Here is a 25,587-nt window from a genome sequence, read left to right as displayed (position 1 = left end):
TGTTACCGCTAGCCGCCAATCGGCGTCGTCCCGGTGGCCGATCGTCCTGTCAATGCGACAATGTGACGCTATGTGTGCCCTGAGGGTGGTCGTCGCCGATGACGATGTGTTGTTGCGCGAAGGGCTTGCCAGCCTGCTGGAACGCTCGGGGTTCGAAGTGGCCGGGCAGGCCGGTGACGGCGACGCGCTGCTGGAGCTCGTCCGCGCTGAGCGCCCGGACCTGGTTCTCGTCGACATCCGCATGCCACCCACCCACACCAGCGAGGGGCTCGACGCGGCGCGGGTGATCCGCGAGGAATCCCCCGACATCGGCATCGTGGTGCTTTCGGCCCACATCGACGTCGACCACGCGATGGAGCTGCTGGCCGGCGGCCACGCCATCGGCTACCTGCTGAAGACCCGCGTCACCGACGTCACGGACTTCGTCGAGACGCTGCAACGCATCGCCAACGGCGCATCCGTCGTGGATCCCGCCTTGGTGGCCGAGCTGGTCTCGGCGCGCAAGCGGGACGACCCGCTGGGCGCGCTCAGCACCCGCGAGCACGAAGTGCTCACGCTGATGGCCGAAGGGCTGTCCAACGCCGGCATCGGACGCCGGCTGTGGGTCACGGAGGGCACCGTCGAGAAACACGTGCGCAGCATCCTGACCAAACTCAACCTGCCCGAGACCGGCGACAACCACCGCCGGGTCCGCGCGGTGATCATGTATCTGGAAACGCGCTAGGGAACTCGGTTCAGCAGCTGCCGCACCGCAAGCGGCGTCAGCGCCAGCTTGGGCAGGAATCCCAGCGCCGGGCTCGCGGCGATCAGGTCGGCGAAGTCCTGCTCGTCGTGCGTGGACGTCAAGATGACGGGGACACCGGTCATCTGCTCGGCCACGTCGAAACCGCTGTCGGAACCGAGGTCGACGTCGACGAGCGCCACGTCGGGGCGGAGTTCCTCGGCGCAGCGCATCGCTTCGGCGGCGTCGCAGGCGGTACCGACCACCTCGATGCCGCCGCGCTCCAGCATGGCGCGAGCGGCGTCACGGAAGGCAGCACTGTCGTCGACGATGAGGCAGCGCGGACCGTTCATGACTCCAGCTTGTCAGGTACGCGGACCGAGGTCATTCCTGTTAACCGGAACATCTGCGATTACCATCGGCCGGTGACCTGGCAATCAATGCCGACCCGCTTCCTGGAGCAGGTGGTGCGGTCCCCCGCCCGCCCGCTGGGCCTGGGCATCGTCGTGGCCGTCGGGTTCCTCGTCGCCGAGGTGCTCGCCGTGCTGGCGCTCAAGCGGATCGCCCCGGAGAACGCCTTCGGCGCGATTCTCCTGCTGGGCGTGTTGGTGGTTTCGGCCGGGTGGGGTTTCGGACTGGCGATCGCCACGTCACTCGCCAGTGCCACGGTCTACGCCTACTTCCATCTCGAGGGACAGGACAGCCTGGCTCCCGCGCTGGCCATCTTCCTCACACTCGCTCTTCTCACCAACGCCCTTGTCGGACAAGCCCGATTACGTGCCGCCGAAGCGGAGCAGCGTCGCCGCGAGGCGGATCTGGCGGCTGAGCTCGCTCGGTTGATGCTGCGGGCACCCGCCTTGAGCCCGGCACTGGAGGACGCGGGCCGGCGCTTCGCCGACGTGCTCGGACTACCGTTCACGACGCTGTCCGTCGGCGCCGCCGAGGCCGGTCCCGATCAGTTGGCCATCGCCCTCCTCGACGGCGGCGCACACACCGGGACGCTGCTCGTCCCCAAGGACATCACCGCCGCCTCCGTGCGGCGGGTGCACCGGATGGTGCCGTCGCTGCAGGCGCTGCTGGCGGCGGCCTGCGACCGCGAGGGCATCACCGCCGAACTCGAAGCCAGCCGCCGCGAGCTGGAACGGTTCTTCGCGGTGGCCTCCGATCTGCTGTTCATCGGTGACGCCGAACGCCTGAACCGGGTGAATCCCGCGTTCGAGCGTGCGCTGGGCTACTCCTCAGCGGAGCTGACCGAACGACCGCTGGTCGACTTCATCCACCCCGATGACCGGCACATCACCGCGGCCGCACTGGCGGCGGTACCGCAGACCGACGGCGCCACCCAGTTCGAGAACCGGTGTCTGCGCCGCGACGGCGCCGTGCGGTGGCTGGAGTGGAACGTCGTCTTCGATCACGGGGTGCTGCTCGGCGGCGCCCGCGACGTCACCGAACGCAAGCAGGAACAGGACCGGTTGAGGGTGGCGCGTATCCAGCAGGCGGCACTGCGACGGGTGGCGACCCTGGTCGCGCGGGGCGCAGCGCTGTCCGACGTCTACGACGTCGCCGTCGCCGAGCTGGCGCACAGCCTCGAGGTCAACCACGTCACCCTGCTGACCTTCGACACCGGCGAGCACGCCGTCGTGCAGGCCACCCTGAATCACGGCGAGCAGCCGGGATGGCCTGTCGGAGAACGGTTCCTGCTCGACGGCGACAGCATCAGCGCGCGGGTCAGGCGCACCGGAAGCCCCGCGCGCATCGATGACTACAGCAGCGTTCCCGGCCAGATCGCGACACGGTTGCGGGCCCTCGGGGTACGGTCCGGCGCAGGCGCCCCGGTGATCATCGACGGCCGCACCCGGGGCGTACTGGTGGTGGGATCGCATTCCGCGCAGAGCATTCCGGACACCGCCGAAGCGCACATCGGTGATTTCGCCGACCTCATCTCCACGGCGATCGCCAACGCAGAGACGCGAGCCGAGCTCACGGCATCGCGAGCCCGCATCGTCGCGGCCGCCGACGAAGCCCGCCGCGGCTTCGAACGCGACCTGCACGACGGGGCGCAACAGCGCATCGTCTCGTTGAGCCTGCAGCTGCGGGCGGCCGAGGCGGCAGTCGAGGGGGATCAGGAGTTGCGCACCCAGCTGTCGAACGTCGTCGACGGCCTGGCCGGATTGCACTCGGATCTGCAGGAGCTGTCGCGAGGTCTGCATCCGGCCGTGCTGTCGCGAGGTGGACTGAGGCCGGCGATGCGCAATCTGGCCCGGCGTTCGACGGTGCCGGTCGAGGTGGTCGTCGACGTCGAGCGGCGCCTTCCGGAGCCGGTGGAGGTGGCGGCGTATTACGTTGTCGCCGAATCGTTGACGAACATCGCCAAGCACGCCGACGCCGACTCGGTGACGGTCGAGGTCGGGCTGTCCGAGACCGGCACGGCCCTCAACCTGTCGGTGACCGACGACGGAGTGGGCGGCGCGTCGACCGACGGAGGCTCCGGACTGGTGGGGCTGCGCGACCGAGTGGAGGCGCTCTCGGGTGAACTGACGGTGACCAGCCGCCCCGGTGAGGGCACCCGGATCAGCGCGACCATCCCGGTGCCCCAGTAGCGGGCGAGTCTAGTTCTCGCGCTGGCTCCGCGCGTACTCCTCGGGTCGGTTCTTCTTCATCCAGGCCCGCATCGGCCACAACAACACCCAGAGCACCGGGTAGACCGTGATGTAGAACAGCCCGTACACCGCCAGGCAACCCAGAATCCCGAGCACCCATCCCGGGTAGACGATGATCAGGCAGAACTGGACGAACTGCTTGAGTACCACCGGTTGACCGTCGGCCATGGCCCACACGGTCTTCGGGCTCAGGGCGGCGAGGAGCACGCGCCACGTCGAAGGCTTCGGTGCCTCCGCCGGTTCCGTGTCGCCGAGATCGGCGTTGCTCACAGGCTCCGTCATTGCCGGACCTACTCATCCTCGACCGCGACGCGCGCTGCGCCGATCGCGCTAGAAGTCCCAGTCCTCGTCCGTGGTGTTGACGGCCTTACCGATCACGTAGCTCGATCCCGAGCCGGAGAAGAAGTCGTGGTTCTCGTCGGCGTTCGGCGAAAGTGCCGACAGGATGGCCGGATTCACGTCGGTCTCGTCCCGGGGGAAGAGCGCCTCATAGCCGAGGTTCATCAGCGCCTTGTTGGCGTTGTAGCGCAGGAACTTCTTGACGTCCTCGGTGAGCCCCACCTCGTCGTACAGGTCCTGGGTGTACTCCACCTCGTTGTCGTAGAGCTCGAAGAGAAGCTCGTAGGTGTAGTCCTTCAGCTCAGCTCGGCGCACGTCGTCCGCGAGCGCAAGGCCCTTCTGGAACTTGTAGCCGATGTAGTAGCCGTGCACTGCCTCGTCGCGGATGATCAACCGGATCATGTCCGCGGTGTTGGTCAGCTTGGCCCGGCTGCTCCAGTACATCGGCAGGTAGAAGCCCGAGTAGAACAGGAAGCTCTCCAGCAGTGTGGAGGCCACCTTGCGCTTGAGCGGATCGTCGCCCTTGTAGAAGTTCATCACGATCTCGGCCTTGCGCTGCAGGTTCGGATTCTCCTCCGACCAGCGGAACGCCTCGTCGATCTCCACCGTCGAGCACAGCGTCGAGAAGATGTTGCTGTAGCTCTTGGCGTGCACCGACTCCATGAACGCGATGTTGGTGTAGACCGCTTCCTCGTGCGGGGTCAGCGCATCGGGGATCAGGCTGACCGCGCCGACGGTGCCCTGGATCGTGTCCAGCAGCGTCAGGCCGGTGAACACCCGCATCGTCAGTTGCTTCTCGTGGGCGTTGAGCGTGCCCCACGACGGGATGTCGTTGGACACCGGTACTTTCTCGGGCAGCCAGAAGTTGCCCGTCAGGCGCTCCCAGACCTCGGCGTCCTTGTCGTCCTGCAGACGGTTCCAGTTGATGGCCGAGACACGGTCGATCAGTTTCATGCCATCACTCACGAGAACCCCATTTCACCTGGCTTTTTACGCTGTCGCCGCGAGATCTCCCGCGGCGACCTCAACACTACAACTGGTGTGCGACATCGCTGCGCTGTACGAGATGTTGTGTTTCTGGCGTGTCGCTGAACTGTCGCGCGGCGCTCAGCGAAAGCTGTACTCCGACGCCTTGAACCGTCGTGTCGCAAGCCAGTACTGCCACGTCATGCCGCTCCACAGCGTCCGGTTGACACCGTGCTCGTCGTTGTACCAGCTGCTGCACCCGCCGGTGCTCCACACCGTGCCGGCCAGATCGTGCTGCAGTTCGTCGTTGTAGCGATCCTGCGCGGTCCGGGTAGGGGCCAGCGCCTGGACGCCGGCGCGGTCCACCGCGGCGATGGCCTTCGCCGCATAGCGGATCTGCGACTCGATCATGAACACCACCGAGTTGTGGCCCAGCGCGGTGTTGGGGCCCAGCAGGAAGAACAGATTCGGCATGTCCGCGACGGCGATACCGCGCAGCGCGGCGATGCCTTCGCTCTTCCACCGATCGACCAGGTCCTCCCCGCCCGGACCCTTGATGTCGACGTAGGTGAAGGAGTCGGTGACGTGGAAGCCGGTCGCGAACACCACGACGTCGGTGTCCCGCTCGGTCTCGCGCCCCTGCGCGTCCGCGGTCACGATGCCGCGCGGGGTGAACCGTACGATGCGGTCGGTCACCACCTCGGTCTTCGGGTCGGCGATGCCGCGGTAGTAGGTGTCGGAGTTCAGGATCCGCTTGCAGCCGGCGGTGTAGTCCGGGGTCAGCTTGCGGCGCAGCTCCTTGTCCTTGATCGAGCGTCGGATGTTCCACTTGCCGAGCAGCTCGCCGATCTTGAGCAACCGTGGCTGCTTCGTCATCGCGAATCCGACGGTCTCGTGCACCCAGTAGATGCCCGCACGCATCGCCGCCCGCGTTCCCGGCACGTTGGCGAAGGCGCGCTGCATCGCCTCCGGGATCGGATTGTTCGGCCGCGGCATCACCCAGGCGGGTGTGCGCTGGTAGAGCTGCAGCCCGGCGACGTCCTTGACGATCTCCGGGACGATCTGGATGGCGCTGGCGCCGGTGCCGACCACCGCGACACGCTTACCGGTGATGTCGACGCTGTGGTCCCACTGCGCGGAGTGAAAGGCCGCGTGGCCGGCGGCGAGGTAGTCGTCCAGACCGTCGAATTCGGGGATGAGCGGAATGTGCAGACCGCCCGCGCCCGAGATCAGGAACTGCGCGATGAACTCGCGGCCGTCTTTGGTGAAGACGTGCCAGCGCAGTTCGTCGTCGTCCCACAGCGCGCGATCGACGTGCGCACCGAACTGGATGTAGCGCCGTAGGCCGTACTTGGCGGTCAACCCGAGCAGGTACTCCTGGATCTCCGGCTGGAAGGACCACATATGGGTCCAGTCCGCCTTCGGCTCGAAGGAGAACGAATACATGTGCGAGGGGATGTCGCACGCGCAGCCCGGATAGGTGTTGTCGCGCCAGGTGCCGCCGATCTCGTCGGCCTTCTCCAGGATCAGGAAATCGACACCCTGCTGCTGCAGCTCGATGCCCATCCCGAGCCCCGAGAACCCGGTGCCGATGATCAGGGCACGGGTCCGCACCGGCGCCTGGTCGTCGGTCGTCGTGTCGTCCTGCTGCGCCAGCGTCATGCCTCAGACTGTACCTGGGAACGCCGGTACCGGATAAGAGGCCAACGGCCTCTGATGGCGCGTCAGGCGACCTGTTCGCGACGCTTCACGCCCTCGTGCAGCGGCAGATCCGGGTCCACGCGGACACCGAGCACCTCGCACGTGCCGTTGATGGAGCCCATCATGATGGTGGTCAGGTAGTCGACGAACTTCTCCGGTGGCAGCCGGCGCGGGCTGTCCTGATCGGAGCCCAGCCACCAGTCGGTGGCCGAGGCGGCCGCCCCGAACGTCGCGAACCCGGCCAGCTCGAACGCCGCGTGGTCCAGTTCCATGTCGCGCAGTTCGTTGTTGAACATCTCGGCCATCGCCAACGTGATGTCGCGGCCTTCGTTGAGCGCCCGCATGGCCGACTCACTCTGCTCGGCGAACCGCCCCTGCATCAGGAAGCGGATCACGTTCGGATGCTCGTCGACCAGCCGGACGTACTGCTCGACGGCGCGGAAGATCACGGTGCGCGCCGGATCGGTGGAGATGTCGATGGACGGAAAGATGGCCGCCCACAGCATGTCGCGCATGCGCTGCCCGATCGCCTGGAACAGGTCCGACTTGTCGGTGAAGTGCCGATAGATCTTGGGCTTGGCCGTGCCCGCCTCCTCGGCGATCTCGCGCAGCGACACCTCGGGGCCGAGCTGGTCTATGGCGCGGAATGCGGCGTCGACGATTTCCGAGCGCACCTTCTTGCGGTGTTCGCGCCAGCGCTCACTGCGGGCGTCCACCTTGACGCCCGCTTCTTCGCCCGCGCGTGCCCTCGACCCTCGTCGCACCCGATCACTGTACCTGCTCAGATACCGCTGACCTGCCCAGACCGCGCGGGGCGGGCGCATCTCACAGCTCTGTGACGGCGAGGTCGCTCGCCGCGATGCCCTCCGCGAGTTTGGGTACTATCTCCCCGACAGCCGCTCAACGAGAGAGAGCTATGACTCAGCGATACGACGTGGTCATCGCAGGTGGTGGGCCCTCCGGGTCTGCCGCCGCATGGCAGGCGGCACAAACCGGCGCCAAGGTGGTGGTGCTGGACAAGGCACAGTTCCCGCGCGCCAAGCCCTGCGGTGACGGCTTGACCGCGCGTGCGGTGAGCTACCTGCAGAAGATGGGGCTGGCCGACGAGGTCGCCACCTATCACCGGGTCAATCGCGTGACGGTGTTCAGCCCGAGCCGCTGGGAGCTGTCGTTCCCCAAGCGTCCCGGCATGCCCGACCACGGCCACACCGTCAGCCGCGAGCACCTCGACACCGTGCTGCTCAAGCACGCCGAGTCCGTCGGCGCCGAGATCCGCCAGGGCGCCGAGGTGACCGGGCCCGAGTTGGACGCCACCGGCCGCGTGATCGGCGTCGTCCTCAAGGGTGGAGAGAAGGTGTACGGCGACGCGGTGATCGCCGCGGACGGCGCCTACTCCCCCATCAAGCGCGCACTCAAGATCGACTCCCAGTACAACGGCTATCAGGCCATCGCGATCCGCTCCGAGATGCACGCCAACCGCGCGGATTCCGACTCGCTGGACATCTATCTGAAGCTGATGTTCGAGGGTGACCAGCTGCCGGGCTACGGCTGGGTGTTCCCGATGGGCAACGGCGTGTTCAACATCGGCCTCGGCTACGTCAACAGCTACAAGAACTGGCAGTCCATTAATGCCACCCAGTTCCTGGGCGATTTCCTGCGCACACTGCCGCGCGACTGGGAACTTCCGCCCATCGAGGAGCTGAAGAAGAACAAGAGCGTGCGGGCCTGGCGACTGCCCATGGGCTTCACCGCGTGGCCACCCTGGCGCCCCGGCGTCCTGTTCACCGGTGACTCGCTGGGCGCAGGCAAACCGGCCTCGGGTGCGGGCATCTCCAAGGCCCTCGAATCCGGTCTCGCCGCAGGCGAATGCGCGGTCGCGGCGCTGACCAACGGCGGCCCCGACGACTTCACCAACTACGCGCAGCGCATGGAAGCGGCGTGGGGCCGGGAGTACAAGCGCGGTCGCTACATGCACAAGCTGATCGGACAGCCCAAGCTGGCGGGAGCCGGCGTGAAGCTGATCGACAACGCCGCGTTCCGCGACCGCATGCTCAAGGCGCTGTACAAAAAGGCCCAGGGGCCGCAGCACAGCTTCTGACCGGCGGGCCTCAGTGGTGATGGTGCGGACGGGTGCCGCCCTCACCGCGCCGTCGGGCTTCTTCGCCTTCGGCGATCAGTCGTAACTGCTCGTCGACCTCACGCCCTGCCAGCAGCGGCTGGCTGGGATCCCACGTGGTGCCCTGCGCTGCGTCCTTGCGCCGCCGCGCAATCGCCGAGACGACCTCGAGCACCACACGATTGCCCAGCAGTGCCGTGATGTCCGCGTGGTCGTAGGGCGGTGCGACCTCGACGATGTCGACGCCCAGCACCGGAAGCTCGTAGCAGATTCGCCGCACGGCATCCAGCAGTTGCCGGGCCGAGAAGCCGCCGGGCTCCGGCGTTCCCGTGCCCGGGGCATGGCCGGGGTCGCACACGTCGATGTCGACCGACAGGAACACGCCCTCACAGTCATCGGTCGCGATCTCGAAAGCCTCGGTCAGACATGTCTCAAGACCGCGCGCCACGATCTCGGTCATCTCGTAGGACCGCAACCCCTGGGCCGCCATCCACTGCAGTATCGGCTCGTCGGGCCAGTATCCGCGCAGGCCCAGCTGCAGGAACCTGTCGCCGCGCAGGGCGCCGGACTCGATGAGCCGCCGCATCGGCGTCCCGTGCCCCACCAGCGACCCGGAGTGGATGTCACCGGTGTCGGCGTGGGCGTCGAAGTGGATCATCGACACCTTCCCGAAGCCGTGCTGGCGTGCGACCCCGGTGTGGTCGGGCCAGGCGATCGTGTGATCGCCACCCAGCACGATGGGAATCGCGCCGGCGGCGCAGATCTTGTACACCTCCTCCTCGATCAATCGCACCGCCTCGTCGATGTTGCCGTTGTAGAGCGCGACGTCGCCGGCGTCGAACACCCGCAGGTCTTTGAGGCCGTCGACGCGCAGGGCGAGGCTGGGCCGAGAGCCGTCCTGCGGCAGATAGCAGGCCTGTCGCAGCGCCGAGGGACCGAACCGTGTCCCGGATCGGTACGTCGTGCCGCCGTCGAGAGGTGCTCCGAGGATGACGATGTCGGCGTCGGCATAGGTCGACACGTCGGCAAGGTCACACCGCGGGACGCCGAGGAATGTGATGTCCGGTCCGAAAACACTGGCCATGAAGGTAGATACCGCCTTCTGTCTGGAGCTGTGTCACATGTGGTGGTGCAACGCGGTCAATGCCCGGAACGTGTGGCGGATGGTCGCGCGGATCCGCCGCTTGTCCACCGGCCCCAGGGGCCGGTAGAGGTTGTCGATCTCCAGACCCGCGGTCACGGCCATCACCGTGCGCGAATCCAGTTCTGGCTGATGGGAACCCAGCTCCCGGAACAGCCGGCTCAGCGCCGGCACCATCGCCGCGTACCAGGCCTCGAACATCGGGCGCAGCCGCTCGTCGCGACTGGCCTCGGTCACCAGTTCGTAGCGCGTGACGATCGCGCCCCGCGGCGAGGTGAACCCGTCGATGATCATGTCCGCCACGGCATCGGCCAGCTCCTCGGCCGACATCGACGGCTGCAGCTGGTTCGCGGTGTGCACGACACGTTCGATCTCGCGGTCGGACAGCTGGCGAAAAGCCTGGGCCACCAGATCCGATTTGTCGTCGAAGTAGTAGCTCAACGCCCCCACCGGTATTCCCGCCTGGCTGGCGACCACCCGCATCGACAGTCCGGCCAGTCCGACGCGGGCCATGACTTCGATTGCGGCGTCGATGATCTCGGTGCGGCGCTGCACACCTCGAGCGGTGTTACCAGTGTTGGTGGGCACCTATGTCAGCCCTGATACTTCAGCGCTGCAAAATCGGTGTCCCACATCCAGGCCGGCTGACTGCTCCAATCCGTATAGCCCTTGCGCGCGGCGATGGTGTTGTGGAGATCTCCGAGGTTCACCCAGCACAGCGAGTCGCGGTACGCCTTGGCAGCCTCGACGTACAGCGCCTGCGACTTCACCGGGTCGGGTTCGGCACTGCCGGCATCCAGCAGCTGGTCGGCCGCGGGAACCGAGCAGCCCTGGAGGTTGACCGGCGCGTTCGTGTACTGATAGATCCGCGACCAGGTATCCGGATGTGCGGCATCGGGATTGAACGAGGCGAGCAGCAGGTCCGGGCGCTGCTCCGGGTGTTCGACCAGAGCGAAGAACTGGGCGGACGGAAAGTCGCGGATGGTCGCGCTGAGACCGGCCTGGGCCAGGATCACCTGGATCTGGTTCGCCAGTTCCTGCAGGCTGCTGTCGCCCGTCGGGTATCCGATCGCCACGTCGCCGCCTGCTGCGCCGAGGGCCGCCAGTTTCGCGGGGTCGTGCGCGTGCACGTCGGGGACGGCGCCGTCGGGCAACATCCCGACGGGATAGAACTGCGTCGACGGCGACCCCTGGTCACCGAACACCGTCGCGGTCAAGGCGGCCTGGTCGAGTCCGGCGCTCAAGGCCTCCCGGGCCGGGGCCGGGCCGAATACCGGGGAGTCGGGATTCACCATGACGAGCGCCTTGACAAGTGCATTCTCCTGTCGCACTTCGGTGTTCGCGCCGGTGGCCAGCCCCTCGTAGTCACCCTTGGACAGGCCGTGCAGGATCATGTCGAGCTGGCCGTTCTCCAGCTGGAGACGTTGCACGGCGGTGGCGTTGATCACCGGCATCTCGACCTTGGAGATCTGCGGCTTGTCTCCCCAGTAGTTCTCGTTGGCAGTCATCGTGTAGCGGCTTGCCGGAACCGCCTCGGTCAGCTCGTAGGGGCCGGTGCCCGCGGTCCGCGTCGCCAGCCAGGCTGCGGCTCGGTCACCGCCGACGGCATGCTCGGCCACCGCGGTCGGGCTGGTCATCAACGGGCCGTACGGAGACGCCAGATAGTCGAGGAACGGAGCCACCGGCTTGGTGAGCGTCACCACGAAGGTCTGCGGGTCAGGGGTCTGCATGTCCGCGACGTCGGCCAGCATGTACGACGGACCTGCCGCCATGTCGATCCGGCGCTGAAAGCTCGACTTCGCCGCCGCCGAGTCGAAGGGCGTCCCGTCGGAGAACCGGACGCCGTCGCGCAGGGTGAACGTGTACGTCAAACCATCTTCGGACACAGCCCATTTCGTCGCCAGCAGACCCTGCAGCGTGGTGGAGCCGGGCGCGTACTGCAGCAGTCCCTGGTAGGCCGAGGTCATGATCATCAGACCTTCGGGTTGATAGAACACGTCGGGGTCCAGCGGTGGCGGATCCGACAGCATGGGGGTGCGCACCGAGGACATCAACGCCGCCGCGTCGGTTGCCTGGTTGGTGCTTCCCGAGCAGGCGGTACCCGTCAGCATCACAACGGTCAGGGCGAGGGATCCTGCGGTCACCGACAAGCGATTCATGCTCACCCGACAGAGTCTCGGCCCGGCAGATTTCGCGGGCGTGACGCGGCAGTTACGAGTTTGTACGATCGTCCAAGTTTTGGTCGCACGACCTGGAAACGACGGCTTCGGCGCTCTAGTGTCCTCTACGCACGGCCCGCCATCACCATGAGAGCGTGCCGAAATAAGAAGGGATGCAACATCATGCCCACTACGGTGCCCAGCGCGTACGACTTGACCGGGCAGGTGGCGTTGGTCACCGGATCGAGCAGTGACCTCGGAATCGGGTTTGCCTCTGCCCGCCTCCTCGGCCAGTTCAACGCGGCGGTGATGGTCACCGGAACCACCGACCGCGCGGCCGAGCGGGCGGCCGAGCTCCGGGCCGAAGGGATCGTGGCGCATTCATTCGTCGCCGACCTGATGGACCCCGACGCGGCCGGCGACCTTGTCGCCGCAACCATCGCGGAGTTCGGCAAGCTCGACATCCTCGTCAACAATGCCGGTCTGGCGTCGGTCAACATCCCCGAGCGCCCGAACTCGCTCATGGTGATGACCGACGAAGAGTGGGCGCTGGCGTTGCGACGCAACGTCGACAGCGCCTTCTTCGTCACCCGGGCCGCGCTCCCCGGGATGGTCGAGCGCGGATACGGACGCATCATCAACGTGGCGTCGACCGCGGGGATCCTCACCGCCTACACCGGCGATGTCGGCTATCACACCGCCAAGGCGGCGATGCTCGGGATGACCCGTTCGGTGGCGGTCGACTACGCCAAGAACGGGGTGACGGCCAACGTCGTGATCCCGGGCTGGATAGCCACCGCGGCGCAGCTCCCGTCCGAGGTCGCCGCGGGCAACGCCACTCCGATCGGGCGGTCGGCATCCGCGGCCGAGGTGGCGGCCGGCATCGCCTTCTTCGCCACGCCCGGCGCCTCGTACGTCACCGGCACCACGTTGGCGATCGACGGCGGCAACTCGATCGCCGGTGCCACGGGACCGGAGTGACCACCAACCCCTAGCCTGTGGTGATGATCGACGCCGATGCGGCATCACTCGGAGCCACGGCTGCCGCCCGTGTGACCGAGGTGGCGGCGGTGACGGTCGAGCCAGGTCTGTCGGACGACGAGTTCGCGCGCGTGGAGGCGGAGTTCGGTTTCGCGTTCGCCGACGACCACCGCGCCTTCCTCGCGATCGGTGTTCCCGTCGGAGCGCAGTGGCCGAACTGGCGCAGCGAGGGCCGTCGAAGCCTGGCCAAACGGTTGCAGCTGCCCGTCGAGGGTGTCCTGTTCGCCGTCGAGTGGAGCGACTTCTGGGATGACAGCTGGGGCACGCGCCCGGCCCGCATGAAAGACGCGTTGCGCACCGCCAGATACCGGTTGGCGCGGGTGCCGGCGTTGGTCCCCGTCCACTCGCACCATTACCTGCCCGGCGGTCGCGGATCGTTCGGGCATCCCGTGCTCTCGGTGGTGCAGACCGCCGTGGTCGTCTGTGGCACCGACCTGGCCGACTACATCGACATCGGGGTCGGACCCGACGGACCCCGGGATCGGCCCGCCGTTCCCACCGTCGAGTTCTGGTCGGGGCTGGTGTCGCGAGGGTCCGTCGACTGAATGATCGGGCAGAAGGGAGACTGGTGACCATGGAGCAGCGCATCAGCCTGATCACGCTCGGCGTCGACGACCTCTCCCGCGCCCGCCGCTTCTACGAAGACGGGCTCGGGTGGACGCCGAAGGCCGCACCGGAAGGCGTGGTGTTCTACCAACTGCCGGGCATCGCGCTGGCGCTGTTCGGCCGCGCGGACCTGGCCGAGGACGCTCACCACCCGGTGGACGGGCGCTTCAGCGGCATCACCATCGCGATCAACCAGCGCACCGAGGCCGACGTCGACGTGGTGCTGGCCCAGGCCGAGGCGGCAGGCGCGACCATCCTCAAGCCAGCCGAAAGAGTGTTCTGGGGCGGCTATTCCGGTTACTTCGCCGACCCCGACGGCCACGTGTGGGAGGTCGCCCTGAACCCGGAGTGGACCATCAACGACGACGGCACGCTGACGATCTAGCCCGTCAGCGGCGGCCGCGCTTGGCCGGTCCCGGCGTGCGGGCGACCTTGCCTGCAGCGGCGCGGGCCGCCTGTTTCGCCAGGGTCTTCTCCCGCGCGGTGCGTTTCGGTACGGGCTCGGTCTTACCCCGTGACGACCCGGGTTGTCGGCCCCGCACGATTCCGATGAACTCTTCGATCGGTGCCGACTGCGGCCCCTCGGGGACGGCGAGCGCGACGGGGCAGGTGGGTGCGTCGACGATCGGGCGGTAGGTGAGGTCTTTACGGCGGTACAGCCTGGCCAGCGATTGCGGAACGACGAGCGCACCGATCCCGGCGGCGACGAGTTCTATTGCGTCCTGGGTGCTTTCGGGTCGGTGATCGAGCGGGGTACCGGGCGCGCCGGCCCAGTCGACGACGCGGTCGAGTGGGAGCACCACCGGCTCGCCGTCGAGGTCCGCGGCGCTGATCTCGTCGACGGCAGTGAGGAGGTGATCGATCGGCACCACCGCCACCGTGGTCTCCTCGTACACCGGGATGACCGCCAGTCCGGTCGTGTCGGCGGGCAACCGCAGCAATGCCGCCTCGACGGTGCCGGCCCGCACCGCGGAGGCCGCGTCCGCGGCGGCGACGGCGCGTAACACCAGCGGTACCTCGGGATGACGCTCCGCCCAGGTCCGGGCCCACTTCGCGGGTGTCACCCCGGGGACGTACCCGACGGTCAGCGAGGGCAGCGAGGACGGAGCCACCGCCTCAGGCTACCGATAAGCTCATGCCATGAGCAGGCCGAACTCGCAGTCCATGAAACCCGCCACGGCGGCCAAGAAGCTGGACGTCTACCTGCCCGCCACGCCGTCGGAGTTCCAGGAGAACGCGATCACCCGCGCCGAGCTCGAGGCGCTGCAGGCGGACCCGCCGCAGTGGCTGAAGGACCTTCGCAAGAACGGGCCGCACCCGAAGAATCTGGTGGCGGCCAAGCTGGGCATCTCGATCGCGGCTCTGGCACGCAACGACGTCGACAACGCGCTCACCACCGAGCAGATCGACGCGCTGCTCGACGAGAAGCCGGAGTGGCTGGTCGCGGAACGGGAGAGCTACCAGGCCGTCCTGCGCGAGGAGCGACGCCTGAAGGCGTTGCGCGCGGAGCAGTCTCGCGAGAGCTGACCGCCGCTCCTAGTCGCTGCCCTCGGGGCCTGCCGGGGCCATCCAGAAGATCTGCCAGGAGTGGCCATCCGGGTCGTTGTAGCTGCGGCCGTACATGAAGTCGTGATCTTCGGTATCCCCTACCGTGCCGCCCGCGGTGAGCGCGCGGTCCACCAGCGCGTCCACCTCGGCTCGACTGTCGACGGTCAGGCAGACGACGCACTCCTTGACAGCGAAGGCATCAGCGGTCGCAATCGGGTGCAGCGCGTCGAATGAGTCGCGCTGGATCAGCATCGCGAACAGGTGCTCACCCAGCACCACCGTCGCCGCGCTGTCGCTGCTGAAGTCTTCGTTGAACGTGTATCCGAGGTCGGCGAAGAACTTTCGTGATCGCTCGACGTCGGCGACGGGAAGGTTCACGAAGATCGTGCTGTGCATCGGGTTTCTCCCGTGGTCCGCGGCAAGCTCTGTCGGCCGCCGTCAGGTAGACAGACCAGCCGCCCCCCGAGAATTCATCGCATCAAACGGGAGCAGGCCAGGGGGCGGTGCCCCTGGCCTGCGACTCGCCTCAGCTCACAGCATGCAGCTGACGCAACCCTCGACTTCCGTGCCCTCCAACGCCATCTGGCGCAGGCGGATGTAGTACAGCGTCTTGATGCCTTTGCGCCAGGCGTAGATCTGCGCCTTGTTCACGTCGCGCGTGGTGGCGGTGTCCTTGAAGAACAGCGTCAGCGACAGACCCTGGTCCACATGCTGGGTGGCCGCGGCGTAGGTGTCGATGATCTTCTCGTAGCCGATCTCGTACGCGTCCTGGTAGTACTCCAGGTTGTCGTTGGTCAGGTACGGCGCCGGGTAGTAGACCCGTCCGATCTTGCCTTCCTTGCGGATCTCGATCTTGCTGGCGACCGGGTGGATGGAGCTGGTCGAGTGGTTGATGTAGGAGATCGACCCCGTCGGCGGCACGGCCTGCAGGTTCTGGTTGTAGATGCCGTGCGTCTGCACCGACTCCTTGAGCCGCAACCAATCGTCCTGCGTGGGAATGCGAATGCCCGCGTCGGCGAACAGCTCGCGCACCCGCGCGGTCGCCGGCTCCCACACCTGATCGGTGTACTTGTCGAAGAACTCCCCCGACTTGTACTTCGAGCGCTCGAACCCGCCGAATGCCTTACCCCGTTCGATCGCGATGCGGTTGCTCGCCCGCAAGGCGTGATACAGCACGGTGTAGAAGTACATGTTGGTGAAGTCGACGCCCTCGTCGGAGCCGTAGAGGATGCGTTCGCGGGCCAGGTACCCGTGCAGGTTCATCTGCCCGAGGCCGATGGCGTGAGAGTCGTTGTTGCCCTGCTCGATCGACGGCACGGACCAGATATGGGTCTGGTCGCTGACCGCGGTGAGCGCGCGGATCGACACCTCGATGGTCTGCGCGAAGTCCGGCGAGTCCATCGCCTTGGCGATGTTGAGCGAACCGAGGTTGCACGAGATGTCCTTGCCCACCTTGGCGTAGGTCAGGTCCTCGTTGAACAGCGACGGCGTGGACACCTGCAGGATCTCCGAGCACAGGTTGCTGTGGGTGATCTTGCCCTCGATCGGGTTGGACCGGTTCACCGTGTCCTCGTACATGATGTACGGGTAGCCCGACTCGAACTGCAGCTCGGCCAGCGTCTGGAAGAACTCGCGCGCCTTGATCTTGGTCTTACGGATCCGGGCGTCGTCGACCATCTCGTAGTACTTCTCGGTGATCGAGATGTCGGCGAACGGCACCCCGTAGACGCGCTCGACGTCGTACGGCGAGAACAGGTACATGTCCTCGTTCTTCTTCGCGAGCTCGAACGTGATGTCCGGGATCACGACACCCAGCGAGAGCGTCTTGATGCGGATCTTCTCGTCGGCGTTCTCGCGCTTGGTGTCCAGGAAGCGATAGATGTCGGGATGGTGGGCCTGCAGGTACACCGCACCCGCACCCTGGCGGGCGCCGAGCTGGTTGGCGTAGGAGAACGAGTCCTCAAGCAGCTTCATGATCGGGATGACGCCGGAGCTCTGGTTCTCGATGTTCTTGATCGGCGCGCCGTGCTCGCGAATGTTGGACAGCAGCAACGCCACTCCGCCGCCGCGCTTGGACAGCTGCAGCGCCGAGTTGATGGAGCGCCCGATGGACTCCATGTTGTCCTCGATGCGCAGCAGGAAGCACGACACCGGCTCACCGCGCTGCTTCTTGCCCGAGTTCAGGAACGTCGGGGTGGCCGGCTGGAAGCGGCCGTCGATGATCTCGTCGACGAGCTTCTCGGCCAGCACCGTGTCACCGGAGGCCAGCGTCAGCGCCACCATCACGACCCGGTCCTCGAAGCGCTCCAGGTAGCGCTTTCCGTCGAAGGTCTTCAGCGTGTACGACGTGTAGTACTTAAATGCGCCGAGGAACGTCGGGAACCGGAACTTCTTGGCGTACGCGCGATCCAGCAGCGACTTGACGAAATTGCGCGAGTACTGGTCGAGCACCTCGCGCTCGTAGTAGTTCTTCTGAACCAGGTAGTCGAGCTTCTCGTCCTGGTTGTGGAAGAACACCGTGTTCTGGTTGACATGCTGAAGGAAGTACTGGTTGGCGGCTTCGCGGTCCTTGTCGAACTGGATCTTGCCGTCGGCGTCGTACAGGTTCAGCATCGCGTTCAGCGCGTGGTAATCCATTTCCCCCGGAAGCGCGTGTGCGCCGGTGGTTACAGGCTCTGCAGCTGTGACGGTTGGTGCCACGTCGGTTGTTCCTTCCAGAAGTCTTTCAGGCCCTCCTGGACGGCGATGACGTCGTCCGGGGTCCCCATCAGTTCGAAGCGGTAGAGATACGGCACGCCACACTTGCGGGAGACCACATTGCCTGCGTAGGCGAACTCTTCACCGAAGTTGTTGTTGCCCGCGGCGATGACGCCGCGGATCAACGACCGGTTGTGCTCATTGTTGAGAAACGCGATGACCTGCTTGGGGACGTAGCCCCCGTTGCTGATGTCCGGAGTGGCCTTGCCGCCACCGTAGGTCGGCAGAACCAGGACATACGGTTCGTCGACCTCGATGCGGCCGTGCAGCGGGATTCGGGTGACACGGTCGGCAGGCATCCCCAGCTTCTGCACGAAGCGGTGGGTGTTCTCGGACACGCTGGAGAAGTAGACGAGATTGCTCATGCCTGTCCTCTCCTGTGAGTGTCCGCCGACCGCCCGCTCAGGCCGATACCGTCACGCCGTGACGGCGGCGACGCCGGCGAGGGACTTGATCCGGTCGGGGCGGAAGCCCGACCAGTGGTCGTTGCCCGCCACCACGACGGGGGCCTGCAGGTAACCCAGCGCCATCACGTAGTCGCGAGCCTCGGTGTCGACGGAGATGTCGACGACGTCGTAGGCGATGCCCTGCTTGTCGAGAGCCTTGTAGGTGGCATTGCACTGGACGCAGGCGGGCTTGGTGTACACGGTGACAGTCATTTGCGGGCTCCCTCAGCGAAATTTTCTTCGACGACCGGTGATTCGTTTGTCACTCCACACCCCATCTGACGAACAGTTGACCGGACGACGTGAGCTCTTCTGTACTCAACGCCGAGCTGAGGCCAGAACTTCCTCTGGACTCCCCGCCGAGAGCGAATCGCTTCCCTCGCCGCTCACCACCCTAGGCACTAGATGTTGTGCTCCGCTAGTAGAGCACACACAAGATGGTCGTAATCACACGTTTGGAATTTTGCCTGGTGACTGCGGTGTGTCGCGCCGCATTCGGCGTGTCACAGGTCACAGCGACGTCGTCGCGACCGCCTGTGTCCGGTCTATCAGAAGCCACCGACAAGTCCCTCGGACCGCCGGCCTTCCCGCCCCCCGCCGCGCCCGACGGGTCACTCGATCTCGGCGGCCAGCTTGCCGACGATGTCGCGCAGCCGTTCCACGGTCTCGCCGTGCTCGCGCGGATGCTTGCCGTCCAGCTCCTTCGTCGGAATGGACAGATCCAGACCCTCGACGACGCGGGGTCCGGCGATGCCGAACGACTTCCGTGTCTCGTCGTGCGCCCAGACGCCCCCGTACTGGCCCAGCGCCGCACCGACGACCGCGAACGGCTTGCCCTTGAGCGCACCGTTGCCGTACGGCCGCGACAACCAGTCGATGGCGTTCTTGAGCACCGCGGGGATGCTGCCGTTGTACTCGGGGGTCACCACCAGCGCCGCTCCCGCGCGGGCAGCCGCCTCGCGCAGCGCGACCACGGGTTCGGGAGCGTCGTCGGTGTCGATCTCCTCGTTGTAGAACGGCAGCTCCGCCAGCCGGTCGAACACCTCCAGGGTGACGCCGGCGGGTGCTGTCTCGACAGCGACCTCGGCCAGCTGACGATTCACCGACGCTGCGCGCAGGCTGCCGACGAGAACCAGAATCGTGTTGTTGACGGTGTCCGACATCGTGCTCCTTCTGATTGGCTTGGCCCCGATCCTTCCACCACGCAACCGGACCGCAGTCCGTTGTATTCCGGCTGAGCTAAAGTTGCCAGGTGAGCGTCGCCGAGGACCGCAACGAGCTGCCGGTACTGCCGGTGAGCGTCGACGGACCACAGGAGCGTGGCGACGCGGCGCGTAACCGTGCCCTGCTGCTCGATGCGGCACGCCGGCTGGTCGACGAGCGCGGCGCGGAGGCCGTCACCACCGACGACATCGCCGCAGCCGCCGGAGTCGGCAAGGGCACGCTGTTCCGCAGGTTCGGCAGCCGCGCCGGGCTCATGATCGTCCTGCTCGACGAGGACGAGAAGACCCAGCAGCAGGCGTTCCTGTTCGGGCCGCCCCCCTTGGGCCCGGGTGCACCACCGCTGGAGCGCCTCATCGCCTACGGCTGGGAGCGGTTGAAATTCGTCGACTCTCATCACGCCCTGCTCTCCGACGTCGGCCGCGACCCGCAGATGCGCTTCAACGCCCCGATGATGCTGCATCACAGCCATGTTCGACTGTTGCTCGAAACTGCCGGCACGACAGGGGATCTCGATGCGCAGGCGACGGCGCTGACGGCGCTGCTCGACGCCGACTACATCCATCACCAACTCACCGAGCGCAACCTGACCCTGACAGATCTGGGCAACGCGTGGGAGACGGTGGCGCGCAAGCTCTGCGGATCATGACCGCGTCCGCGGCGCCGGCCGGGGATGAGTGGATCCTGCATGTCGACATGGACCAGTTCCTCGCCTCGGTCGAGCTCCAGCGTCATCCCGAACTCGTGGGCCTGCCGGTCATCGTCGGGGGCAGCGGGGATCCGGCCGAACCGCGCAAGGTCGTGACCTGCGCGTCCTATGAGGCCAGGGAATTCGGGGTGCGCGCCGGGATGCCGTTGCGCGCCGCGGCACGACGGTGCCCCGACGCCACGTTCCTGCCCTCGGACCCGCAGGCCTACGACGCCGCTTCCGAACGCGTGATGGGCCTGCTCCGCGATCTCGGGCACCCGGTGGAGGTATGGGGCTGGGACGAGGCCTACCTCGGGGCGCGCGTCGACGACCCGTACGAGCTCGCCCGCCGCATCCAGCACGTGGTCGCCGCCGAAACCGGCCTGTCGTGCTCGGTCGGGATCAGCGACAACAAGCAACGAGCCAAGGTCGCCACCGGTTTCGGCAAACCGGCGGGCATCCACGCGCTCACCGATGACAACTGGATGCTCACGATGGGCGACCGCCCCGTCGACGCACTGTGGGGCGTGGGCCCCAAGACCGCGAAAAAGCTTGCCGCCATGGGCATCACGACCGTCGCCGATCTGGCGGCCACCGACTCGGCGCTGCTGACGTCCACCTTCGGCCCGACGACGGGACTGTGGATCCTGTTACTCGCCAAAGGCGGTGGCGACTCGGTGGTCAGTGCGCAACCGTGGATCCCCCGGTCGCGCAGCCATGTGGTCACCTTCCCCGAGGACCTGACCGACCGTGCCGAGATGGAGTCGGCAGTGGTCGATCTCGCGACGCGGACGTTGGCCGAGGTGTCAGCGCAGCAGCGCGTCGTCGCCCGTGTCGCGGTGACGCTCCGCACCAGCACGTTCTACACCCGCACCAAGATCCGCACACTGGCAGCACCGACCACCGACCCAGGCCCCGTCGTCGACACGGCGCTGGATCTGCTCGGCCGGTTCGACGTGGATCGCCCCGTCCGGCTGCTGGGGGTCCGCCTCGAGCTGACGATGGACACGCCCAGCCCCGACGTGCCGGCCGGCGCTGTCGGCACCGGCGGCTAGCGTCTCCGGTCATGCTCGAGACCGTCGCGATCCGCGGTTACCGCTCACTGCGTGACCTCGTGCTGCCGCTGCGCAGGCTCACCGTCGTCACCGGCGCCAACGGCAGCGGCAAGTCATCCCTGTACCGGGCGCTGCGACTGCTCGCCGACTGTGGCCGCGGCGAGGTGATCGGGTCCTTCGCCCGCGAGGGCGGCGTCGCGTCGGCGATGTGGGCGGGCCCCGAGCACCTCGGCGGCGCGCGTCGCACCGGCACCGCGCAGGGCGGGCCGCGCACTCGCTCGGTATCCATCGAACTCGGTTACGCATCAGATGATTTCGGCTACCTGGTGGACCTCGGCCTCCCCCAGGCCAAAGAGACCGCGTTCGCGCGCGACCCCGAACTCAAACGCGAACTGGTCTTCGCGGGCCGGGTGGCTCGCCCGGCCACCACGATGGTCCGCCGGGTGCGGGGAATGGTCGAGGTCGCGGCCGACACCGGTCGCGGCTTCGACCAACTGGCCCGCAACCTGCCGGCGCACCGCAGCGTGCTGGCGGACTGGGCGGGTGCGGTACCCGAGCTCGTGATGGTGCGGGAACGGCTGCGGGACTGGCGGTTCTACGATGGCTTCCGCGCCGACGGGCACGCGCCGGCGCGGCTGCCGCAGGTGGGCACCAGAACTCCGGTGCTCGCCGACGACGGCGCCGACGTGGCCGCCGCTGTGCAGACCATCCTGGAAACCGGCACCGACGATCTTGCGCGCGCGGTGGCAGACGCATTCGACGGGGCGACGGTGTCGGTGTCGGTCACCGACGGGCTCTTCGACCTCCACCTGCAGCAGCGAGGCATGCTCCGGCCGCTGCGCAGCGCTGAGATCTCGGACGGGACATTGCGATTCCTGCTCTGGGCAGCCGCACTGCTGAGTCCGCAACCCCCCTCGCTGATGGTGCTCAACGAGCCGGAGACCTCGCTGCACCCCGATCTGGTGCGCCCACTCGCACAGCTGATCGCCGACGCTGCGCACCGCACCCAGGTGATCGTGGTGACGCACTCACCGACGCTGCGGGAATGCCTCGGCGCGCAGCCCATCGGTGCGGACAGCGACGCCTGGGAGATCGAGCTCTACAAGGACTGGGGCGAGACCAAGGTCGCAGGCCAGGAACTACTGACCACTCCCCCGTGGGACTGGGGTACCCGGTAAACCTCAACGCCGCTTGGGTTTCGGCCGCAGAGCCCGGGTGAACAGCACGTTCACCTGCTTCATCGCCACGCTGTAGGGCACCCACATCGTGCGCTTGAACAGATACAGCGCGCGGATGTCGTGCGAGGTGTACACCAGGTACCGGTTCCGCCTGACGCCCTGCAGGATCTTGTCCGCGGCGAGCTCCGGAGACACCGCATGGCCGGAGAACCGGCCCGTCCACTTGCGCACGTTGGGATCGTCGCGGTCGACGCCGGCGATGTGCACCGTGTCGACCAGCGGCGTGCGCACCGCGCCCGGCACCACCACCGACACCCCGATCCGGTGGCGGGCGAGGTCGAACCGGAGCACTTCCGAAAGCCCCCGCAGGCCGTATTTGCTCGCGCTGTAGGCCGCATGCCACGGCAGCGCCACGATGCCGGCCGCCGAGGACACATTGACTAGATGTCCGCCGCGCCGCGCGCTGATCATCGGCGGCACGAAGTTTTCGATGACGTGGATCGGCCCCATCAGATTGATGTCGATCAGCGACTTCCAGTCATGGTGGGTGAGCTTGTCCACGGTGCCCCACGCGGAGATCCCGGCGATGTTCATCACCACATCCATGGCCGGATGTGCCGCGTGGATGTCGGCGGCGAACGCGGCGACCGCGTCGTGGTCGGAGATGTCGAGCGCCCGATGCTCGGCGACGGTGCCGCCCAGCGCCGCGACGTCGGCAACCGTCTTCGCGAGTCCGTCGGCGTCCCGGTCGGTCAGATACAGCTCGGCACCCTGGGCGGCCAGCTTCAACGCTGTCGCGCGCCCGATACCGCTGGCGGCGCCGGTGAGGAAGCACCGGGTTCCGGTAAATCCGGACCGGTAGCCCGAGCGGGGGGCCGAGCCGTCCTCAGATCCGTTCCGCTGCGCCATGACACGTGACACTACCGGCGTGCAGGCGGCGGCCCGGCGAGCCGAGGCGCGTAGAGGGCACCGAAGCGCCCGCCGCGCCTAGTCCGGATTCATCCCGGCGTCATCGCCGCCACCCCACAGGGCGCTCAGCCAGAGTCGTTCGACGATTTCCACCGCACCGCCGGGGTCGTGTCCGCGGCCTACGAACGCGCTGTCGTGGGACAGCGTCATCGCTGTCGTCGCCGTCAGGATGCGCACCAAGGCGGGCAGGTCGTCCGACACCGGTCGCGCACCCGAATCCTGGGTGACCAGCCCGACGATCTTGTCGATCACCGTGTCCTGGAAGTCGTCCATGATCTCCCGGATCTGCGCGTCGGTGTTCCGGGCCAGGTTGCACGCGCCCATGATCGGGTCGTGTGACGAGTAGACGATCGCGGCGTAGCCGACCATCCGCTTGGCGAATTCGGCCGGCGTCTCGCCCCGCTCGCGCGGCGCGTAGTCGTGGGTGAGCTTGTCGAGCTCGGCCATGGCTTCGGCGACGATGACGGCCAGCACCGCGTACTTGGAGTCGAAGTAGAAGTAGAACCCCGAGCGGGCCACGCCGGCGCGCTCGCTGATGGTGCTGACGGACAGATCGGCGAACGACCGTTCCTGCAGGAGTTCGCGTACTGCGGCGATGATCGCATCCCGCTGCCGGTCGCCTCTGCTGCGGCGCAGGTCGGTGGGGCCCGGTTCTGCCGTCATGGCTGTAAACCTTGGCACCGCGACACGTCGGAGACAAACCTGCGCAAACTTGACAGCCGTCAAGTCCCTCCATCAGGATGGGTCCTGAGTGACATCGACCACAGCTCGTGACTTCAGGAGTGCTCAGATGCCGGCGATTTCAGCCACCGATTATTGGATCGATCAGGCGAAACGGCGCCTGAAGCCGACTCCGGTCACGATCCCCGGAATGGGCGCCATCGAGAAGCGCCTGCTCGATCGCCAGTGGGACGAGATCGTGCTGGCCGAACCGCCGGCCGGTAGCGGCCTCAAGGCGGTCAAGGGAGACAACGGTCTGCCGATCCTGGCTCACATGATCGAGATGTTCCGCGGCGGTCCCGAGTTCATCCTGCACCAGTACCGCAAGTACGGGCCCGTGTACTACTCCGGCTCCCAGGTCCTGCCTGCCGTCGGCGCGCTCGGCCCCGACGCCACCCAGGCGGTGTTCTCCAACCGCAACAAGGACTTCTCGCAGCGCGCGTGGGACCCGGTGATCGGTCCGTTCTTCGAGGGCGGGTTGATGCTGCGCGACTTCGAGGACCACATGTACCACCGCCGGATCATGCAGGAGGCGTTCACCCGCACCCGCCTGACCGGCTATGTCGAGCACATCGACTCGGTGGCCTCCGCGGTGATCGCCAACGACTGGGTGGCCAACGATCGACGCTTCCTGTTCCATCCCGCGGTCAAGGAACTGACGCTCGACATCGCCTCGGTCGTGTTCATGGGCCACAAGGCCGGTACCGACAAGGAATTGGTGACGACGGTCAACGAAGCGTTCACCACGACCACGCGGGCGGGCAACGCGATCGTGCGCAAGCCGGTACCGCCGCTGAGCTGGTGGCGGGGCATCAAGGCCCGCAAGACGCTCGAGGACTACTTCAACGCCGGGATCGCGGAGAAGCGCCGCTCGGAGAGCACCGACATGTTCAGCGTGCTGTGCCACGCCCAGGACGAGGACGGGCAGAGCTTCACCGACGAAGACGTCGTCAGCCACATGATCTTCCTGATGATGGCCGCGCATGACACGTCGACGTCGACGCTGACCACCATGGCCTACCACCTGGCGGCCAATCCGGAATGGCAGGAACGCTGCCGCGAGGAGTCCGAGCGGATCGGCGACGGCCCGCTCGACATCGAGGCGCTGGACAAGCTGGAGACCTACGACCTGGTGATCAACGAGGCGCTGCGGATGGTCACCCCGCTGCCGTTCAACTTCCGTGAGGCCGTGCGCGACACCGACCTGCTGGGCTACTTCATCCCGAAGGGCACCGCCATCATGACGTGGCCGGCGCTGAACCACCGGCTGCCGGAGCTGTGGACCGATCCCGAGAAGTTCGACCCTGCGCGGTTCGCCGAACCGCGCAACGAGCACAAGAGGCACCGCTACGCGTTCGCGCCGTTCGGTGGCGGCGCCCACAAGTGCATCGGCATGGTGTTCGGGCAGTTGGAGATCAAGACCGTCATGCACCGGCTGCTGCGCAAGTACCGGCTGGAGCTCATCGAGCCGAACTACACGCCGCACTACGACCACGGCGGCATGGCGGTACCGATCGACGGCATGCCGATCATGCTGCGGCCACTGCGCTGACGC

At 66.9% G+C, this 25,587-nt stretch carries 27 protein-coding genes; 11 read left to right on the top strand and 16 right to left on the bottom strand.

The annotated features are described in order from the left end of the window. Nucleotides 1-70 precede the first annotated feature (70 nt). On the top strand, nucleotides 71-724 hold the full coding sequence (locus EL337_RS09520) for a response regulator (RefSeq protein ID WP_048631909.1): 654 nt from the start codon (nucleotides 71-73) through the stop codon (nucleotides 722-724). Here EL337_RS09520 and EL337_RS09515 read toward each other — a convergent pair. Then, complete coding sequence (locus EL337_RS09515) at nucleotides 721-1,074, bottom strand: response regulator (RefSeq protein ID WP_048631910.1); 354 nt, start codon at nucleotides 1,072-1,074, stop codon at nucleotides 721-723. The genes EL337_RS09520 and EL337_RS09515 overlap by 4 nt on opposite strands. Nucleotides 1,075-1,146: 72 nt before the next feature. Between EL337_RS09515 and EL337_RS09510 the strand changes: the two genes are divergently transcribed. Continuing rightward, nucleotides 1,147-3,321, top strand: a complete 2,175-nt coding sequence (locus EL337_RS09510; RefSeq protein WP_370737141.1) for a PAS domain-containing protein — start codon at nucleotides 1,147-1,149, stop codon at nucleotides 3,319-3,321. 9 nt (nucleotides 3,322-3,330) lie between these two features. Here the strand turns inward: EL337_RS09510 and EL337_RS09505 are convergent, their stop codons facing one another. The 4 genes from EL337_RS09505 to EL337_RS09490 form a co-directional block, all read right to left on the bottom strand. Beyond that, nucleotides 3,331-3,663 carry a hypothetical protein gene (locus EL337_RS09505; RefSeq protein WP_048631912.1) on the bottom strand — a complete coding sequence of 111 codons (333 nt, stop codon included), beginning with the start codon at nucleotides 3,661-3,663 and terminating at the stop codon, nucleotides 3,331-3,333. Between the two features lie 48 nt (nucleotides 3,664-3,711). Further along, the gene (gene nrdF / locus EL337_RS09500) at nucleotides 3,712-4,674 is read right to left on the bottom strand and encodes a class 1b ribonucleoside-diphosphate reductase subunit beta (protein ID WP_048631913.1); all 963 of its coding nucleotides are present in this window, start codon (nucleotides 4,672-4,674) and stop codon (nucleotides 3,712-3,714) included. Between the two features lie 153 nt (nucleotides 4,675-4,827). Beyond that, a complete protein-coding gene (locus tag EL337_RS09495; protein ID WP_048631914.1) occupies nucleotides 4,828-6,348 on the bottom strand; it encodes a flavin-containing monooxygenase in 1,521 nt (506 codons plus the stop codon). A 62-nt stretch (nucleotides 6,349-6,410) separates the two neighbouring features. Further along, the gene (locus tag EL337_RS09490) at nucleotides 6,411-7,151 is read right to left on the bottom strand and encodes a TetR/AcrR family transcriptional regulator (RefSeq protein WP_048631915.1); all 741 of its coding nucleotides are present in this window, start codon (nucleotides 7,149-7,151) and stop codon (nucleotides 6,411-6,413) included. Nucleotides 7,152-7,303: 152 nt separating this feature from the next. Here EL337_RS09490 and EL337_RS09485 point away from each other — a divergent pair, with 152 nt between their 5' ends. Beyond that, nucleotides 7,304-8,485: an NAD(P)/FAD-dependent oxidoreductase gene (locus EL337_RS09485; protein WP_048631916.1), complete on the top strand. Its 1,182-nt coding sequence runs from the start codon at nucleotides 7,304-7,306 to the stop codon at nucleotides 8,483-8,485. A gap of 10 nt (nucleotides 8,486-8,495) precedes the next feature. Here EL337_RS09485 and speB read toward each other — a convergent pair whose 3' ends face one another. From speB to EL337_RS09470, 3 genes are read right to left on the bottom strand one after another with little or no spacing between them, the layout of a single operon-like run. Continuing rightward, entirely contained in the window at nucleotides 8,496-9,587 is a 1,092-nt protein-coding gene (gene speB / locus EL337_RS09480) for an agmatinase (RefSeq protein ID WP_048631917.1), read from the bottom strand. Nucleotides 9,588-9,620: 33 nt separating this feature from the next. Continuing rightward, complete coding sequence (locus EL337_RS09475; protein WP_048631918.1) at nucleotides 9,621-10,232, bottom strand: TetR/AcrR family transcriptional regulator; 612 nt, start codon at nucleotides 10,230-10,232, stop codon at nucleotides 9,621-9,623. 5 nt (nucleotides 10,233-10,237) lie between these two features. Further along, nucleotides 10,238-11,803 carry an ABC transporter substrate-binding protein gene (locus EL337_RS09470; protein WP_048631919.1) on the bottom strand — a complete coding sequence of 522 codons (1,566 nt, stop codon included), beginning with the start codon at nucleotides 11,801-11,803 and terminating at the stop codon, nucleotides 10,238-10,240. Nucleotides 11,804-11,986: 183 nt separating this feature from the next. Between EL337_RS09470 and EL337_RS09465 the strand changes: the two genes are divergently transcribed. Genes EL337_RS09465 through EL337_RS09455 form a run of 3 tightly spaced genes read left to right on the top strand, consistent with a single transcriptional unit; the run spans nucleotide 11,987 to nucleotide 13,835 of the window. Next, entirely contained in the window at nucleotides 11,987-12,784 is a 798-nt protein-coding gene (locus EL337_RS09465) for an SDR family NAD(P)-dependent oxidoreductase (RefSeq protein WP_048631920.1), read from the top strand. A 23-nt stretch (nucleotides 12,785-12,807) separates the two neighbouring features. Continuing rightward, on the top strand, nucleotides 12,808-13,389 hold the full coding sequence (locus EL337_RS09460) for a hypothetical protein (RefSeq protein WP_048632128.1): 582 nt from the start codon (nucleotides 12,808-12,810) through the stop codon (nucleotides 13,387-13,389). 29 nt (nucleotides 13,390-13,418) lie between these two features. Further along, nucleotides 13,419-13,835 carry a VOC family protein gene (locus EL337_RS09455; RefSeq protein WP_048632129.1) on the top strand — a complete coding sequence of 139 codons (417 nt, stop codon included), beginning with the start codon at nucleotides 13,419-13,421 and terminating at the stop codon, nucleotides 13,833-13,835. Between the two features lie 4 nt (nucleotides 13,836-13,839). Here EL337_RS09455 and EL337_RS09450 read toward each other — a convergent pair whose 3' ends face one another. Beyond that, a complete protein-coding gene (locus EL337_RS09450; RefSeq protein ID WP_048631921.1) occupies nucleotides 13,840-14,562 on the bottom strand; it encodes a LysR family substrate-binding domain-containing protein in 723 nt (240 codons plus the stop codon). Nucleotides 14,563-14,590: 28 nt separating this feature from the next. On the opposite strand from EL337_RS09450, the gene EL337_RS09445 reads away from it, so the two are divergent. Beyond that, nucleotides 14,591-14,977: a DUF5997 family protein gene (locus EL337_RS09445; RefSeq protein ID WP_048631922.1), complete on the top strand. Its 387-nt coding sequence runs from the start codon at nucleotides 14,591-14,593 to the stop codon at nucleotides 14,975-14,977. Between the two features lie 9 nt (nucleotides 14,978-14,986). Here the strand turns inward: EL337_RS09445 and EL337_RS09440 are convergent, their stop codons facing one another. The 5 genes from EL337_RS09440 to EL337_RS09420 all read right to left on the bottom strand — a co-directional run bounded on the left by EL337_RS09440 (nucleotide 14,987) and on the right by EL337_RS09420 (nucleotide 19,364). Continuing rightward, the gene (locus EL337_RS09440) at nucleotides 14,987-15,394 is read right to left on the bottom strand and encodes a VOC family protein (protein ID WP_048631923.1); all 408 of its coding nucleotides are present in this window, start codon (nucleotides 15,392-15,394) and stop codon (nucleotides 14,987-14,989) included. 135 nt (nucleotides 15,395-15,529) lie between these two features. Next, nucleotides 15,530-17,698 carry a class 1b ribonucleoside-diphosphate reductase subunit alpha gene (nrdE, locus tag EL337_RS09435; protein WP_048631924.1) on the bottom strand — a complete coding sequence of 723 codons (2,169 nt, stop codon included), beginning with the start codon at nucleotides 17,696-17,698 and terminating at the stop codon, nucleotides 15,530-15,532. Continuing rightward, nucleotides 17,665-18,120, bottom strand: a complete 456-nt coding sequence (gene nrdI, locus EL337_RS09430; RefSeq protein WP_048631925.1) for a class Ib ribonucleoside-diphosphate reductase assembly flavoprotein NrdI — start codon at nucleotides 18,118-18,120, stop codon at nucleotides 17,665-17,667. Before nrdI ends, nrdE begins: the two co-directional genes overlap by 34 nt. A 51-nt stretch (nucleotides 18,121-18,171) precedes the next feature. Continuing rightward, nucleotides 18,172-18,414 (bottom strand): redoxin NrdH, encoded by a 243-nt coding sequence (locus tag EL337_RS09425; RefSeq protein ID WP_048631926.1) that lies wholly within the window; start codon nucleotides 18,412-18,414, stop codon nucleotides 18,172-18,174. Between the two features lie 398 nt (nucleotides 18,415-18,812). Further along, nucleotides 18,813-19,364, bottom strand: coding sequence for an NADPH-dependent FMN reductase (locus EL337_RS09420; RefSeq protein WP_048631927.1), 552 nt, complete (start codon nucleotides 19,362-19,364; stop codon nucleotides 18,813-18,815). Nucleotides 19,365-19,453: 89 nt separating this feature from the next. Here EL337_RS09420 and EL337_RS09415 point away from each other — a divergent pair, with 89 nt between their 5' ends. Genes EL337_RS09415 through EL337_RS09405 form a run of 3 tightly spaced genes read left to right on the top strand, consistent with a single transcriptional unit; the run spans nucleotide 19,454 to nucleotide 22,343 of the window. Continuing rightward, nucleotides 19,454-20,071, top strand: coding sequence for a TetR/AcrR family transcriptional regulator (locus tag EL337_RS09415; RefSeq protein WP_109860080.1), 618 nt, complete (start codon nucleotides 19,454-19,456; stop codon nucleotides 20,069-20,071). Continuing rightward, nucleotides 20,068-21,165 (top strand): DNA polymerase IV, encoded by a 1,098-nt coding sequence (locus EL337_RS09410; RefSeq protein WP_048632131.1) that lies wholly within the window; start codon nucleotides 20,068-20,070, stop codon nucleotides 21,163-21,165. The genes EL337_RS09415 and EL337_RS09410 overlap by 4 nt, the downstream gene beginning before the upstream one ends. A gap of 11 nt (nucleotides 21,166-21,176) precedes the next feature. Next, entirely contained in the window at nucleotides 21,177-22,343 is a 1,167-nt protein-coding gene (locus EL337_RS09405; protein ID WP_048631928.1) for an AAA family ATPase, read from the top strand. Nucleotides 22,344-22,346: 3 nt separating this feature from the next. Here the strand turns inward: EL337_RS09405 and EL337_RS09400 are convergent, their stop codons facing one another. Both EL337_RS09400 and EL337_RS09395 read right to left on the bottom strand, forming a co-directional pair. Next, entirely contained in the window at nucleotides 22,347-23,252 is a 906-nt protein-coding gene (locus tag EL337_RS09400; RefSeq protein WP_048631929.1) for an SDR family oxidoreductase, read from the bottom strand. 78 nt (nucleotides 23,253-23,330) lie between these two features. After that, nucleotides 23,331-23,975 (bottom strand): TetR/AcrR family transcriptional regulator, encoded by a 645-nt coding sequence (locus EL337_RS09395; protein WP_048631930.1) that lies wholly within the window; start codon nucleotides 23,973-23,975, stop codon nucleotides 23,331-23,333. A gap of 127 nt (nucleotides 23,976-24,102) precedes the next feature. On the opposite strand from EL337_RS09395, the gene EL337_RS09390 reads away from it, so the two are divergent. Next, nucleotides 24,103-25,584, top strand: coding sequence for a cytochrome P450 (locus EL337_RS09390; RefSeq protein ID WP_048631931.1), 1,482 nt, complete (start codon nucleotides 24,103-24,105; stop codon nucleotides 25,582-25,584). Nucleotides 25,585-25,587 lie beyond the last annotated feature (3 nt).

Origin of the sequence: Mycolicibacterium aurum (assembly GCF_900637195.1) — a bacterium.
GTDB classification, from domain to species: domain Bacteria; phylum Actinomycetota; class Actinomycetes; order Mycobacteriales; family Mycobacteriaceae; genus Mycobacterium; species Mycobacterium aurum.
Note: the sequence above shows the minus strand (reverse complement) of the source record. Positions and strands in the feature narration are given on the sequence as shown.